This window comes from Streptomyces sp. NPDC030840, assembly GCF_055572015.1.
In genome coordinates, this window is sequence record NZ_JBVIEE010000001.1 from 229,372 (window position 1) to 243,850 (window position 14,479).

The window sequence follows — 14,479 nt, forward strand, 5'->3', positions numbered from 1 at the left end:
ACGGCCCTCGGTGAAGACCGAGGGCCGTCCCTCCGTTTCCAGGGGCGGTTGGCCGGCGCCGGCCTCGTCTCGACGTCACCGCAACGGCTGCCGGCGATCACTGTCCTGGCCGCGAGGCGGTGACCGCACGGGACGTTCGGCGGTTACCGCTACCGACAGCCGAACCGGACGAGGAGTGAACCATGGCCGTCAGCGTCGGCGGAGTCCCGGGGGACGCCGAGGAGGGAGCACCGGGCCCGGCACGGCCCGAACCGGCGGGCAGAACACGGCGGGACCTGGCACGCGGTCTGCACGCCTGCGCGCTCTCAGCCGTGCTCGCGTCGGCGTTCACGGCCTGCCGGCCTGGACACCCCGGGCCCGGGGGCGCCCCGGGCGACACGGCCTTCGACGCGACGTACCGCGGCCGCCACCTCCGCGGTGTGTGGATCCCCGGGCGCGGCGCGGACGAGGACGGACGGTGGCATGTCACCGTGGACGGCCGCCCGCTGCCTCTGATGCGCCGTGCCGACGGCACATGGGTCAGCATGGTCGACCACTACTGCTCGTACGGGACACCACTTGAGGCGGCCCGCGCCGCGGTCGACGAACTCGTCCCGGGTCAGCGCCGGCTGCGCCACCCGGCTCCCGGACCGGTGGACGGTGGGCACCTGCACACGGGGTACCGGCGTGGCGTACGTGCGTAAGAACGCCGGCGCGCTCACGAGGGCCGAGAAACGCCGGTTCGTCGAGGCGCTGCTGGAGGTCAAACGGCGGGGCGAGTACGACGAGTTCGTGCGGCTGCACATGGCGCACTTCTCCTCCGACGGCGAGCGCGGACTGCGCGCCGCGCACATGGCACCCTCCTTCCTGCCCTGGCACCGCCGGTTCCTGCTCGAACTGGAGGGCGCCCTCCGCCGGGTGGACTCGTCGGTGACCCTGCCGTACTGGGACTGGACGCGCGACCGCACGACCACCTCCGTTCCGTGGACGGCGGACCTCCTCGGCGGCAACGGGCGTCGCTCCGACCGCCAGGTGATGACCGGTCCGTTCGCCTACCGGGAGGGCAACTGGACGATCAAGGAAGGCGTGACCGACGAGAAGTTCCTCACCCGGGACCTCGGCCGCCGCGCGCGGGTCGACCTGCCCTCGAAGAGGGAACTGGAATGGGCGCTGAAGGACCCCACCTACGACGCGGCGCCCTGGGACTCGACGGCCACGCGAGGTTTCCGCAACAAACTGGAGGGCTGGGCCACCGGCCGGAACAGCGCTTCCTGGCACAACCACAACCGGGTGCACCGCTGGGTCGGCGGGGCCATGCTGGGCGCCGCCTCCGTCAACGACCCCGTCTTCTGGCTGCACCACGCCTTCATCGACCTGCAGTGGTACCGCTGGCAGCGCCGGCACCACGGAGCCCGCTACCTTCCCGCGACCCCGCCGGGCCGCGGCGACAAGCAGTACCGCCGGATCGTGGCACGGCACCAGAAGCTGCCGCCGTGGGACGTGACACCGGCTGAGCTGGAGGACGTCAGCCGGATCTACCGGTACGCGTGACCGCGACGAGCGGACCGCGGCGGCCTCGGCACACCTGGGGCGTGGGCCGGTCCGGACAGTCGTCCCACGGTGTGTATTTGTAGGAAAATCAGCTTGTTTGGGCGTTTCTCGTGGCAGAAGTCCGGAAGGTCACTTAGCTTGAGGCTGTCGGTGACCAGACCATCACGGACTGTGTCGATACGAGAAATGGAGAGGTAATGCGCAAGTACCAGAGGGTCGCGGTTGTCGCGGCCATGCTCGGCAGCGTCGGTTTCCTGGGCGCTGGCGTCGGCCACGCTCACGGCGGCGGGTTCGACCTCGACAGCATTCAGGGTCAGGAGTGCTCGGCGGACGAGGTCAACATCACGGGCAGCGTGACGGGCACCGTCTTCGCCCCGACCAACACCACCGGCACCCAGCTCATCGACGCGAGCGACACCAACCGGGTGAACTGCGCGCAGGTGTTCGCGTTCGGCAAGTGACCGACGCTCGGGTGATCTAGGCAGGCCCCGGGGTTCGCACCAGGTGTCCGAGCTCCGGGGCCTGTCGTGCGGCCGCTTCGTCGCCTCTTTCGGTCCGCATCTCCGTGCCTGTCACGAATCAGAAGGGTTCCTCACTTTTTTGAGGATTTTTCCCGCTCAGGGCGTTTCATGCGGCCAGAGGTGCGGACGTCGCCTACAGTTGGCGACTGTCGGTGACCGGACTGTAACGGTCTGTGTCGACACGAGGAACGGAGAGGTAATGCGCAAGTACCAGAAGGCTGCGGTCGTCGTGGCCATGCTTGGCAGCGTCGGTTTCCTGGGCGCCGGCGTCGGCCACGCCGACGGGGACGCGAAGGTCAAGATCGACAACAAGCAGGGTCAGCGGTGCTCGGCGGACGAGACCAACATCACGGGCAGCGAGACCCTTGACGGTTACGCTCCGATCAACGGCGCCGGCATCCAGGTCATCGACCAGAGCGAGCGCACGTCGGTGGAGTGCGCGCAGGTCTTCACGCTCGGCAGGTGATCACCGGCCAGGTGATCTAGGCAGGCCCCGGGGTTCGCATCAAGAGCCCCGGGGTCTGCCCCTTTTGGTGTTGTCGCCGGTCCGTGCAACGGGCGACGGGCTGTCGGGGCGATCGGCGCGCAAGCGGCAGTGGGGGAATGCATTTTCCTAATGTGTGCGTGTTTGGGCGTTTCTCGTAGAAAGAGCCTGAAAAGTCGCCTATCTTGAGACTGTCGGTGACCGGACCATCACGGTCTGTGTCGGACATGAGAAACGGAGAGGTAATGCGCAAGTACCAGAAGGCTGCGGTCGTCGTGGCCATGCTTGGCAGCGTCGGATTCCTGGGCGCTGGCGTCGGCCACGCCGATGGGGACGCGAAGGTCAAGCTTGACAACAAGCAGAGCCAGGAGTGCTCGGCGGACGAGGTCAACATCACGGGCAGTGAGACCGGGGCGGTCTTCGCTCCGGTCAACGGCGCCGGCCTCCAGCTCGTCGACCAGAGCGAGCGCACGTCGGTGACCTGCACCCAGCTCTTCGCGATCGGCAAGTAATCGCTGATCAGGTGATTTAGGTAGGCCCCGGGGTTCGAGCCATGTGTTCGGGCCCCGGGGTTTTGCCGCCCCCCCCTGAAGGTGCGATCGATGCATATATATAAATGTCAGATCGTGGCTCTTTTCAAGGAATTCATTTACCGGGGCGTTTCATCCATAAAAAGCCGCAAGCGTCGCCTAGGGTTGGCGACTGTCGGTGACCAGCCTGTTTATGGGTTGCGTCAACGCGAGAACGGAGAAGTAATGCGCAAGTACCAGAAGGCCGCAGTCGCCGTGGCCGTGCTCGGCAGCGTCAGCTTGCTGGGTGTCGGCGTCGGCCACGCTGCGGGCGAGGACCCGAAGCCCAAGGCCGACAGCCCCCAGCAGAACCAGAAGTGCTCGGCGGACGAGGTGAACTGGGGGATCATCAACATCGGCGACGTGAATGTCAACGTGAACGCCCTTGGCATCCAGGTCAACGACCAGAGCGAGCGCAAGACGGTCAAGTGCACTCAGGTCGCCGCTCCCTCCGGCAAGTAATCACTCATCACCTGTAGGCGGCTTCGCGGCTCGACCAGGTATCCGAGTCCCGGAGCTTGTCCTCTGGCTCCGTGGCCGGTCCAAGCGTCCGGAACGACTCCGCCCGCCCAGTCACGGGGCTGACCGTAAAGGAAAAGGCAGATGCTCAATTCGAAGAAGATCGCAGCGGCAGTGGGCGTCCTGGGGAGCTTTGCTCTGATCGGTGTCGGGGCCGTCCCGTCCTTCGCCAGTGGAAGCCTCAGCCGGTGTGCCGGCGAGGGCTACGGCGACCGGAGCTGCAACCAGGTGACGACGCGCCAGATCACCACCGACAAGAACGGGAGCGTCACCGTCGTCAACGACTCGACGCAGAACTGCCCGGCTTCGGGCGGTCAGATCAACTGCGTCAGCTCCTTCAACGTCCCTGGCGCGACGTCCTGACGTCCGAACCGGATGACCGAGGCGCCCACTTGTCGTCGGCCCTTGTCGCGTAAGCCACCCGGGCGCATGGGGATGGCCGGGACCCGAGACCGGGTCCCGGCCATCCCCATGTCTCTGTCTGCCTGTTCCAGGGGTCTGAGAGCGGCGGCAGACGCACACATCAACCTGCCGGGGGTCGAATCCTCGCCCCGAGCCGATCCCTCACATCCACTCATGTGTGTCATCAGGCCTGTGACGTGGCAGCCGCAACGCGCACAGTGCCACCGGCGCGCCCATCGCCACCAACGCGGCAGCGGCACAGAGCCCCGCTTGGTATCCCGTCAGAAAGGTCGCGCCGGCGTCCGCTCCCGCGGAGGCCGCCGAGCGTTGTCCGTACGTGACGATCAGTCCCACCACGGCGACACCGAGGACGCCCGAAGCTTCGCGAGTGGCGCTGAACAGGCCGGCGGCGATACCTGACGTATGAGCGGGAGCCGACTCCAGGGCCCGAGTCGTCAACGGAACCGCCATGGCTGAGCCGATGCCGATACCTGCCAGACCGGGCAACAGGTCCCCGAAGCCGCCGGCCGTGCCGCAACGCGCCACGAGCAGCAGCCCCAGGGCCACGAGAAGCAGTCCAGCTGCCGACACCCGTCCGTCGCCCCACCGCCGGACCATTCTCGGGACCAGTGCGGCGGTCACGACAAGGGCCAAGGCCACGGGTGTGAACGTCAGGCCGGCGGTCGTCGGAGTGAAACCCAGCCCGTTCTGCAGGAACTGTGAGGTGAAGAAGAAGACACCGGTGACTCCCAGACCCCACAGCAACTGGGTGACGATTCCTCCCACGAACGCCCGCCGGTGGAGCAGTTCGCGAAGTGGTGCGTTCCTGGTCGAGTACACCATCACGACGACGGCAGTCAGGCAAACCAGGGTCATGATTCCGGGGAGAGCGATCCTCGCGGTGGTGAAACCGAAGCGGGGCCCCTCGATCAGACAGTAGGCGAGTCCGCCGAAGAAGAGACAGGCCGGCGCCACGGTGCGGAGCGGAAGAGCGGAGCCGGGAGGATGCCGCTGGGCAGCGCCGGGGTTTTCGGAGGAGCGAGGGATCGCCGCGACCGTCACCACGAGGGAGAGGACCCCGAGCGGCACGTTGATGGCGAAAAGCCAGTTCCATCCCAGGTGCTCTGTGATCAGGCCGGAGATCACGGGACCGCAGGCGAGCGCGGCGGCCAGTGCCGCGGTCAGCGCGCTCATGCCCGCGTTACGCGCGCGGGGGAGCAGGTCGTGGGACAGCACCGCGAGTGAGGCCGGCGTGATGAGAGCCGCTCCGACCCCCTGCAGTCCCCGACAGGCGATCAACGCAGGACCACTGGTGGACACGCTGCACAGCAGCGAGGAAAGCGTGAAGAGGACGATGCCCGACAGCAGCGTGGGGCGCCGCCCTCTGGAATCCGCGCAGCGGCCCCCCAGCAGGAGAAAGCTGGAAAAGGCAAGCGGGTACATCGTGGCAACCCACTTCAGGCCGGAGTCGCTGAGGGCCAGCTCTTCTTGGATCTGCGGAAAGGCGACGTTGACAATGGAATTGTCGAGAGCCGCCATGAAGGACGCCAGAATGGTCGCCACCAGAATGCCGAGTCCGCGCAGTCGGCTCATCAGTCATGCCTCGGAAGTGGGCCCGGAGCGATGGCGATAGGAACAGCCCGAGTCGAGCTTTGGTTGACAGAGGGGGAATTCATCGTACGGAGCGGGCCGGGGGACTCAAGGTGACACGCCGTGCGCGGTATCCGCGCAAAGGAAACGGCGTGTCACTCCACCATGATCATGGGATTATGTTTCGCTGACGCCGAATATGGGTCTCTCACGCATGGCCGGACGCGGGAGAGCCCATCATGCTGTCCGACTTCGACGAAGGCATGGTGATCCGATGCCGTCACCCAAGGGCGAAACACTCAGCCACCAGTTGGCCCTTTCCGCCCAGCAGACACCCGATGAGGCGGCGTTCACCTTCGTGGACTTCAGTGCCGGCAAGGACGGGACATCCGTCGAGCTGACGTGGAGCGAGTTGGACACACGGGTACGGACGGTGGCGGCAGGGCTGCGCCAGTCGGGCGCGGTGGGGGAGCGGGTGGCCATCGTCGCACCGCAGGGCCTCGACTACGTGGTCGGATTCCTGGGCGCCGTGTGCGCGGGCGCGATCGCGGTGCCGCTCTTCCCGCCGGACCTGCCCGGCCACGGCGAGAAACTCGCGGCTGTGCTGGCCGATGCGGCACCCGCGCTCGCCATCGCCGCCCCGGAGCAGCGCGAGGCGGTGGCCGGCTTCTGCACCGGGCACGGCATCGCCACCCGCTTGCGCGTCGTGAGCGTCGAGGACCTGGCGCGGGCCGCTGGAGCCGCAGGCAGCCAGGACCCGACAGCCCCGGAGCCACAGCCCGAGGACTGCGCCTACCTGCAGTACACGTCCGGATCGACGAGAACGCCGTCCGGCGTGGAGATCACTCATGCCAACGTCTGTGCCAACGCGCGGCAGGCGCTCGAAGCCTACGACCTCCGCCGAGGGCGCAACTGCAGCGTCGGCTGGCTCCCGCTGTACCACGACATGGGTCTGGTGCTGATGGTCGCCATGCCGGTCGTGGGCCGCATGCGGTCCGTCATCATGGACCCGCTGAGTTTCGTCCAGCAGCCGGCCCGATGGCTCCGCCTGCTCACGCGCTACGGCGGAGCCTGCACAGCCGCACCCAACTTCGCCTACGACCTCTGCGTCCAGCGAGTGCCACCCGAGGAACGGACGGGCCTGTCCCTCGCCTCGGTAACCGCCCTGGTCAACGGCAGCGAACCCATCAACCCGCGGACGCTCGAGCGCTTCCACGATGCCTTCGCGCCGTCCGGGGTCCGCAGGACAGCCATGAGGCCCTCGTACGGCCTCGCGGAGGCCACCGTGTTCGTCACGACATCGCCCGCCGGGGAGGAACCGACGGTCACCCCCTTCGACCGGGACCTGCTGGCGCGGGGTACGGCGCGTGTCGCCGAACCGACCGAAGGCGGACCCGTCACCGAACTGGTCGCCTGCGGCCGGCCGACGAGGCAGGAGGTGGCCATCGTCGACCCGGCCACCGGCCGGCGGCAGGAGGACGGAACGGTCGGGGAGATCTGGCTGCGGGGCCCGAACATCGGGCGCGGGTACTGGGGCCGCCCGCACGACGGGGAAACCTTCGGTGCCGTGTTGGAAGGCGGAGACCCGGCCGACCCGGCAGAGCGCTGGCTCCGCACGGGCGATCTGGGGATGTGGCACGACAAGCAGCTGTATGTCACCGGTCGCATGAAGGACCTGGTGATCATCGACGGCACCAACCACTACCCGCACGACATCGAACTCACCGTGCAGGACGCGCACCCCACCATCCGGCGCCACCACACCGCCGCGTTCGCCGTCTCCACCGAAGCGGGTGAGGAACTAGTCGTGGTCGCCGAGCACTCGCCCGCCGTCACCGATCCGCACACCGGACTCGACGAGGTGACGCGGGCCGTACGCGGGGCTGTCGCGGCCGCCCACGGTATCGCCGTTCACGACTTCGTCTACGCCCCTCCCGGCACCGTCCCCCGTACGACCAGCGGCAAGATCTCCCGCAGCGCCTGCCGTACGCACTACCTCGCCGGTACCTGGGCGGCTGCGAAGCACGAGGCCCTGAAGGGATCGGGGACGGCATGACCGCCGCACACGGGGAGGAGGCGCGGCCGGGGGCCGAGGCGCCGTCCGCCGCCGAGATCCGCTCCACGCTGCGCCGTCTGGTCGCGGAACAGTGCGGGGTACCCGGCGACGAACTCGACGGCGAGCGTCCCCTGACCGAGTACGGACTCACCTCACGCCAGGCAGTCGTCCTCAGCGGACGGCTGGAGCAACTGCTCGACAGGACCCTGCCCGCCACCTTGGTCTGGGAGAACCCGAGCATCGAGCAACTGGTGCGCAGCCTGGCACCTGACAGCGGGAAGGAACAGTCCACCCGCGTCACCACGTCGGTCAGGGACCCGAGCCAGACCGGTGCCGACGCGATCGCCGTGATCGGTGTCGGATGCCGTCTCCCCGGCGGCGTCAACGGGCCCGACGCCTTCTGGGAGGGACTGCTGGCGGGGACGGACGCCGTGAGCCGGGTTCCGGACGACCGCTGGCAGAACTTCGACGACGGGGCGTCCGAGACCGCGGCAGCGCTGGCGCGTACCACGCGCTGGGGTGCCTTCCTGGATGACGTCGAGGGTTTTGACGCGGACTTCTTCGGGATCGAGCCCGGGGAAGCCGACGTCATGGATCCTCAGCAGCGACTCCTGCTGGAGGTGGGATGCGAGGCCCTCGACCACGCGGGAATTCCGCTGCCCTCGCTCCAGGGCACTTCCACCGGCGTGTTCGTCGGTCTCAGCGCCCTTGAGTACGGACATCTGACCACGGCGGACCTGTCGGGGGTCACACCGTGGACGAACACCGGAGCCGCCGGCAGCATCGCCGCGAACCGCCTGTCCTACCTGCTCGACCTCCGCGGCCCCAGCATGACGATCGACACCGCCTGTTCCTCGTCCCTCGTCGCCGTGCACCAGGCATGCCGCAGTCTCCGCGATGGCGAGTGCGACACCGCCCTGGCCGCCGGGGTCAACGTGCTGCTGTCACCGGCCGTCACCGCCACCTTCGACCAGGTCGGGGTGCTGGCACCGGACGGCAGGTGCAAGCCGTTCGACGCGAGGGCCGACGGCATCGCGCGCGGCGAGGGATGCGGGGTCGTCGTACTCAAACGGCTCACCGACGCCCAGCGCGACGGCGACAGGGTGCTGGCTGTCGTCCGCGGGACGGCGGTCAACTCGGACGGCCGCTCGGCCGGGCTCATGGCACCCAACCCGGCGGCCCAGGAGACACTGCTGCGCAGCGCGCTGCGTGACGCGGGCGCCGAACCGAACGAGATCGGCTATGTGGAAGCCCACGGCACCGGAACCCTTCTGGGCGACCCCATCGAGGCCGGAGCCCTGGGCGCCGTCCTGGGGCGCGGCCGCCCCGCGGACCAACCGCTGCTGATCGGCTCGGTCAAGAGCAATCTGGGGCATCTGGAGGGAGCGGCGGGAATCGTCGGCCTGATCAAGACGGTGCTCTCGCTCCACCACGGAAGGCTGCCTGCCAGCCTCCACTTCCAAGAACCCAACCCCCACATCGACTTCAGCGAGCTGGGCCTGCGCGTCGTCACCGAGCCGACGCCCTGGCCGGCCGAACGCGGGCGCCCCGCTCTGGCCGGTGTGTCGGCCTTCGGGTTCGGAGGCACGAACGCTCACGTCATCCTCGAACAGGCACCCCGTCCCGCTCCGTCGCCTGACGAGGCACCTCGGCACCACCATCGGGGCGACACGGACCGCCCGGAGCAGACCGCCGGGGGCGTCCCGCACATCCTGGTGGTGACCGCGCGTTCACAGGACCGGCTGGGCGACGTCGCCACCGGGCTCGCCGACTGGCTGAACACCCGGGGCGGCGCTCTGCGGCTCGCCGACGTCTGCCACACGCTGGCACACCATCGCCGGGGTCCGGCAAGCGCCGCCGTCGTCGGCCGGGGGCGGCACGATCTCACCGCGGCGCTCGTGGCGCTCGCCAAGGGTGAGACCTCGACGGGCGTCGTGCCACCACGGACGGCGCGGGACGCCGACGAGGACCGGAAGACTCCACGCGGACCGGTTCTCGTCTTCTCCGGTTACGGCTCCCAGTGGAACGGGATGGGCCAACGGCTGCTGCGCGGCGATCCCGTCTTCGCCGCTTCCGTCGGAGAACTGGACCCCGTCTTCGAGGCGGAGGCGGGCAGTTCCCTGACGGACCTGATCTCCCGCACGGACCAGGGCACCGGCCTCGACCGCACCCAGCCGCTCCTCTTCGGCCTGCAAGTCGCCCTGGCGAACGCGGTGCGCGCCTACGGAGCCCGACCCGCCGCTGTCATCGGACACTCCATGGGAGAAGTGGCCGCCGCCGTGGTCGCCGGCGCTCTCGACACCCGCGACGGCCTGCGAGTGGTCCTCAATCGTTCCGCTCGACTCGCCGCCATCGAACAGGAGCAAGCCGGCGCGATGGCCGCCGTGGAGCTACCGGAGGAAGCCCGAGCGGAGATCCTGGGCCGCTATCCGGATGTCGGCATCGCGGTGCACGCCTCGCCGCAGCGGTGCACCGTCACAGGTCCCCGTGAACAGATCGCGCGTGTGGTCGAGGAGGTGGAGGCGCGGGGCCGGCTCGCCCGCCTCATCGCCATCGGCGCCGCCGGGCATTCACCGGCAGTCGATCCGGTCCTTCCGGCGCTGCGCGACTCCCTCGACGGCATCACTCCACGCGACGCGACCATCCCCTGGTACGGGACGGTCCTCGACGACGCGCGCGCAGGCATCCGTGCGGACGCGGACTACTGGTGCGCCAACGCCCGCCGTCCCGTTCGGTTCCAGCAGGCGGTGGCCGTCGCGGTGGCCGACGGCCACGACCTCTTCCTGGAGATCTCACCGCACCCCATCGCCGTCGTTCCGGTCACCGAGACGCTTGACGCGGTGGCCCCCGGGCGCGGCCGCGTGCTGCCGACGATTCAGCGTGACAGCGACGAACCCCTGCGTCTGCGCGCTGCACTCGCGGAGCTCCACCTGACGGGAGTGGAAGGCATGGGCCGGCAACTGTGGCCGGACGGCGAGCGGGTGATCCTGCCGAGCCCTCCCTGGCGGCACGTCCCCCACTGGTTCCGTCGCGGACGCCTGCCCAGGCAGCCGGCCGGCCCGGGCGGCCACTCCCTGCTGGGCACGCGGGTGGAGGACCCCGGGACGGACCGTGTCCTGTGGCATGGAGACATCGGCACCGACGGCTGGAACCAGCGGCCGGCCACGCTGCACGGCAGACCCGTCCTGTCGCTGCCCGCCTGCGCGGAGCTCGTGATCGCTGCGGCCACCGCCATGAGCGCGGCGGCCGTCGAGGCGGTACACATCGAGAACCTGGCAGTCCATCACTGGCTGCCGATCTCCGCCCGGACGCCTGTCACGACCGTCTGGGAGCCTGAGGGGCGGGATCAGGCAACCGTCGGCATCCATTCCCGATCCGCCTCCGGCGCCTGGCTGTGCCTGGCCTCCGCCCGTGTTCTCATCGAACCCGAGCCGCTGACGCGTCGTGGGCCAGGAGGGGCCGCTCCCCGCGAGGCCGGCTTCCCCGCCCCCGCTGCTGAGGACCACGCACCGGACCGACGATCGTACGGAAAGCTCCTCCACACCGCCCTGCACGCACCGGCAGGTCAGGACGAGGCGGACGGGTCGGACGGGTCGGCCGGGGAGGTACCCGTCGCGGACCTCGCGCCGTCCGCGACGGAGGAGGTACCGGTCTCCGTACGGTCTCTGCGGGTACGGCTGCGGGCTCCCGCGCATGCCGAGTGCCGGGTCCACCGCGTGTCGCGTACCGGCGAGTCGGCCACCGGCGACCCTTCCGGCCGGTCACCCCGCAGCGGCCTGTGGGACGTCCACGCGTGCGACGCCGGGGAACGCGAGCTGATCGTGGCCCACGAGGTGCGGCTTCGAGCCATCGAAGCGGGGGAGGTCCCGCAGCCGCTCGAAGAGACCACCTATGAGATCGAGTGGGAGAAGGCACCCGTCTCCAGCCTCTCCCCTCCGACCCGCGTCCTGCTGCTGACGGACCTGTCCGACGGCGGCGGAAACCCCTGCGTCTCCCCACTCACGTCAGCCCTCCAGGAGCAGGGCGTCGAGGTGGCCGTCGCGGACCACCGGGCCGGCTCCTTCGACAGCGTGCTGGACACCTGGCGCGAAGGGACACACGACGGACGGGCCGCCCTGGTCATGCTCCTGACGGACGGTTCCGAGCCGACCGGAGCGTGTGCCGGGCTTCACGCCGCCGCGGACGTGGCCCGCCGCCTGGCCGCGGCCCCGCGGCCACAGCCGGCTCCCCGGCTGTGGCTGGTGACCGAGCGGGCCCGGTCAGTGGTCCCCGGCGAGACGGGGAACCCGGACCTGGCCTCTCTTCGCGGTCTGGTGCGTGTACTGGCCCTGGAGCATCCTGCCCTGCGTACCACTTTGGTGGACATCGACCCGCAACCCGGTCTTGTCGACGACCTGGCCCGGGAACTGCTTTCCGACGGTGAGGCCGACGAGGTCGCCTGGCGCGGAGGCACCCGCTTCGTCGCCCGTCTGGCCGCCGCGGACGCGGACGAGGCTTCCGTCAGGGTGCCCTTCGCGCGTGCGGATGGCGCCTACATCGTGACGGGTGGACTGACCGGCCTCGGCCTGGCGACGGCGCGACGGCTGGCCGAGCAGGGCGCGGGCCGTATCGTCCTGAACGGTCGCCGTGCGCCGGACGCCGCCGCACACGCCGTTCTCACCGAACTCGGCGAGGACGGCACCTCCGTCGTCGTGGTGCGGGGTGACGTCGCTCAGCCGGGTGTGGCCACGCGTCTGGTCGACGCGGCCGTGTCCGAAGGGCACCACCTGTGCGGGGTCGCGCACGCCGCGGCCGTGATCCACGACCGCCTGGTCACCGACCTGCGATCGTCCGACATCCATGCCGTCTTCCGGCCGAAGGTCGCCGGCGCCCTCCAGTTGGAGGCGGCCACCGCGGGGCACCATCTCGACTGGTGGCTGTCGTACAGCTCCGCCGCCGCCCTCGTCGGCTCCCCCGGGCAGGCGGCCTACGCCGCCGCCAATGCCTGGCTGGACGCGCACGCTCACCGCCGCAGGGCCCTCGGCCTGCCGGCGACCGCCATCGCGTGGGGTCCCTGGGCCGGGGTGGGGGCGGCACCCCAGGACCCGGCCCGGAACTCCGCCATGGCTCTCGAACCCATCACCCTGACCGAGGGACTGGACGCCCTGCAGGCGCTGGTCACCCGTCGCAGGGCGCACACCGGCGTGGTGCACCTGGACGCCCGTCGGGTTCTGGAAACCTTCCCCGGACTGGACGCGGTCCCGTTCTTCGCGGGCGTCCTGCGCGGAAGTGGCCTCCCCGACGACGACTGGGGCGGCCCGGACAGCATCGACACGCTCGGCGAGTCAGCCCCCGCCAAGGTCTACGAACGGCTCGTCAGGCGTACGGCCGCCGTCATGGGACGAGCGGTCCAGGACCTGGACGAGAACGTTCCGCTGACCGACCTCGGCCTCGACTCCCTCATGACCGTTCGGATCCAGAACGCCGCCAAGCAGGACTTCGCCGTGGCACTGCCCGCGCCCCTCCTTCTGCGGGGTGCCAGTCTTCGCGCGCTCGGTGACGCGGTACTTCGGGAACTGGGCCTGGCGTTGCGGGACGAACCGAGTGACGCGACGGCAGCCGATCCACCGAAGGACACCGAACCACCGAGGAACACCGACCAACCGACAGAAATCGAACAACTGAATGACACTGAGCAGGAGCGCGTCGGTTCCGGAGTGATCCCGGCGTTGCCGACCACGCTGGGCCCTCGTGACGCCGCCGAACGTCTGGTGGCCGCCGTCTGGACCGAGGTCCTCGGACGGCAGCCCGAAGACGTCAACCAGGACTTCCTCGCCGCGGGTGGTGACCGGCACACAGCCCACTGCCTGGCGGAAGGAATCCGTCAGCGCCTGGATGTCACCGGCCTGCTCCTCACCGCGGAGAAGGTGCTCGGCCGCTCCACCGTCGCCGCCCTCGCCGAGCTCATCCGGCCCGTGGTGAACGGAACAGGCGAGTCCGTCCTTCGTATCCTCCGAGAGGGCCGGCCCGGCACCCACCGCCCCGCCCTGTTCACCTTTCACCCGGCCGGCGGGCCGACATCGGTCTACCGGCCCCTCGTCCAGTTGCTCCCGGCCACACTGCCCGTCTACGGATTCGACCGCCTGGACTCCCTCCGGACGGTCGAGGAGAAGGCCGCCCACTACGCCGAACTCATCCTGGAGCTCCAGCCACAAGGGCCGTACCACCTGCTGGGCTGGTCCTTCGGGGGTTGTCTCGCCTACGAGGTCGCCCGCCGGCTGCGCGAGACCGACAGAACCGTGGGCTTCCTCGGCCTCATCGACACCATCCGGCAGGCCGCTCTCCCGGGGCTGGAATCCAAGGAGATGCTCATCGAACGGTTCGGCCGCTTCGCCCAGTACATCGAGAGAACGTACGGACGCCGCCTTGACCTGCCCTACGGGGAACTGGCCGCCACACCTGAGGATCAGCAGATCGACGTGGTCATGCGGCATGTCGCCGAAGCCGGTCTCGACATGAGCCCCGGGATCATGGAGCACCAACGGACGTCCTACATCGACGCGCGCATGGGAGAGCGGTACGGGCCTCAGCCGTATCCCGGTCCTGTCGTGCTCTACCGAGCGCAGGAGGCACAGCGGCTGACCACGGCGCTCGACCCCCGCTACCTACGTGGCGAGGCAGACCTCGGATGGGCCCCGTTGTGCCCGTTGCTTGAGGTCGTCCCCGTCCCGGGCGACCACTTGTCGGTCATCGACCCGCCTCATGTCGAGGTCATCGCGCGGCACATGGCCAAAGCCCTTGACGGACAGGGCGACTGATCGGATCGCCA

At 69.5% G+C, this 14,479-nt stretch carries 10 protein-coding genes; 9 read left to right on the forward strand and 1 reads right to left on the reverse strand.

The window, feature by feature from the left end:
• The first annotated feature begins 182 nt into the window (after nt 1-182).
• From ACZ49J_RS00970 to ACZ49J_RS01000, 7 genes are all read left to right on the forward strand, one after another.
• Entirely contained in the window at nt 183-683 is a 501-nt protein-coding gene (locus tag ACZ49J_RS00970; RefSeq protein WP_467457306.1) for a tyrosinase family oxidase copper chaperone, read from the forward strand.
• Entirely contained in the window at nt 667-1,530 is an 864-nt protein-coding gene (locus ACZ49J_RS00975; RefSeq protein WP_467457305.1) for a tyrosinase family protein, read from the forward strand. The genes ACZ49J_RS00970 and ACZ49J_RS00975 overlap by 17 nt, the downstream gene beginning before the upstream one ends.
• Before the next feature lie 197 nt (nt 1,531-1,727).
• Nucleotides 1,728-1,991, forward strand: a complete 264-nt coding sequence (locus ACZ49J_RS00980) for a hypothetical protein (protein WP_467457304.1) — start codon at nt 1,728-1,730, stop codon at nt 1,989-1,991.
• Between the two features lie 259 nt (nt 1,992-2,250).
• Nucleotides 2,251-2,517, forward strand: a complete 267-nt coding sequence (locus ACZ49J_RS00985) for a hypothetical protein (protein ID WP_467457303.1) — start codon at nt 2,251-2,253, stop codon at nt 2,515-2,517.
• Between the two features lie 263 nt (nt 2,518-2,780).
• Nucleotides 2,781-3,047 carry a hypothetical protein gene (locus tag ACZ49J_RS00990; protein WP_467457301.1) on the forward strand — a complete coding sequence of 89 codons (267 nt, stop codon included), beginning with the start codon at nt 2,781-2,783 and terminating at the stop codon, nt 3,045-3,047.
• Nucleotides 3,048-3,290: 243 nt separating this feature from the next.
• Nucleotides 3,291-3,566: a hypothetical protein gene (locus tag ACZ49J_RS00995; protein WP_467457299.1), complete on the forward strand. Its 276-nt coding sequence runs from the start codon at nt 3,291-3,293 to the stop codon at nt 3,564-3,566.
• A 141-nt stretch (nt 3,567-3,707) separates the two neighbouring features.
• The gene (locus ACZ49J_RS01000; RefSeq protein ID WP_467457298.1) at nt 3,708-3,986 is read left to right on the forward strand and encodes a hypothetical protein; all 279 of its coding nucleotides are present in this window, start codon (nt 3,708-3,710) and stop codon (nt 3,984-3,986) included.
• Nucleotides 3,987-4,187: 201 nt separating this feature from the next.
• Here the strand turns inward: ACZ49J_RS01000 and ACZ49J_RS01005 are convergent, their stop codons facing one another.
• Nucleotides 4,188-5,618 (reverse strand): MFS transporter, encoded by a 1,431-nt coding sequence (locus tag ACZ49J_RS01005; RefSeq protein WP_467457297.1) that lies wholly within the window; start codon nt 5,616-5,618, stop codon nt 4,188-4,190.
• Nucleotides 5,619-5,889: 271 nt separating this feature from the next.
• Between ACZ49J_RS01005 and ACZ49J_RS01010 the strand changes: the two genes are divergently transcribed.
• Both ACZ49J_RS01010 and ACZ49J_RS01015 read left to right on the forward strand, forming a co-directional pair.
• Nucleotides 5,890-7,671 carry a fatty acyl-AMP ligase gene (locus tag ACZ49J_RS01010; protein ID WP_467457296.1) on the forward strand — a complete coding sequence of 594 codons (1,782 nt, stop codon included), beginning with the start codon at nt 5,890-5,892 and terminating at the stop codon, nt 7,669-7,671.
• Nucleotides 7,668-14,468, forward strand: coding sequence for an SDR family NAD(P)-dependent oxidoreductase (locus ACZ49J_RS01015; protein WP_467457294.1), 6,801 nt, complete (start codon nt 7,668-7,670; stop codon nt 14,466-14,468). Before ACZ49J_RS01010 ends, ACZ49J_RS01015 begins: the two co-directional genes overlap by 4 nt.
• The last annotated feature ends 11 nt before the right edge of the window (nt 14,469-14,479 follow it).

Coding starts and splice junctions, on each gene's coding strand:
- ACZ49J_RS00970 (WP_467457306.1), top strand. CDS start 183: ATGGCCGTCAGCGTCGGCGGAGTCCCGGGGGACGCCGAGGAGGGAGCA.
- ACZ49J_RS00980 (WP_467457304.1), top strand. CDS start 1,728: ATGCGCAAGTACCAGAGGGTCGCGGTTGTCGCGGCCATGCTCGGCAGC.
- ACZ49J_RS00985 (WP_467457303.1), top strand. CDS start 2,251: ATGCGCAAGTACCAGAAGGCTGCGGTCGTCGTGGCCATGCTTGGCAGC.
- ACZ49J_RS00990 (WP_467457301.1), top strand. CDS start 2,781: ATGCGCAAGTACCAGAAGGCTGCGGTCGTCGTGGCCATGCTTGGCAGC.
- ACZ49J_RS00995 (WP_467457299.1), top strand. CDS start 3,291: ATGCGCAAGTACCAGAAGGCCGCAGTCGCCGTGGCCGTGCTCGGCAGC.
- ACZ49J_RS01000 (WP_467457298.1), top strand. CDS start 3,708: ATGCTCAATTCGAAGAAGATCGCAGCGGCAGTGGGCGTCCTGGGGAGC.
- ACZ49J_RS01005 (WP_467457297.1), bottom strand. CDS start 5,618: ATGAGCCGACTGCGCGGACTCGGCATTCTGGTGGCGACCATTCTGGCG.
- ACZ49J_RS01010 (WP_467457296.1), top strand. CDS start 5,890: ATGCCGTCACCCAAGGGCGAAACACTCAGCCACCAGTTGGCCCTTTCC.
- ACZ49J_RS01015 (WP_467457294.1), top strand. CDS start 7,668: ATGACCGCCGCACACGGGGAGGAGGCGCGGCCGGGGGCCGAGGCGCCG.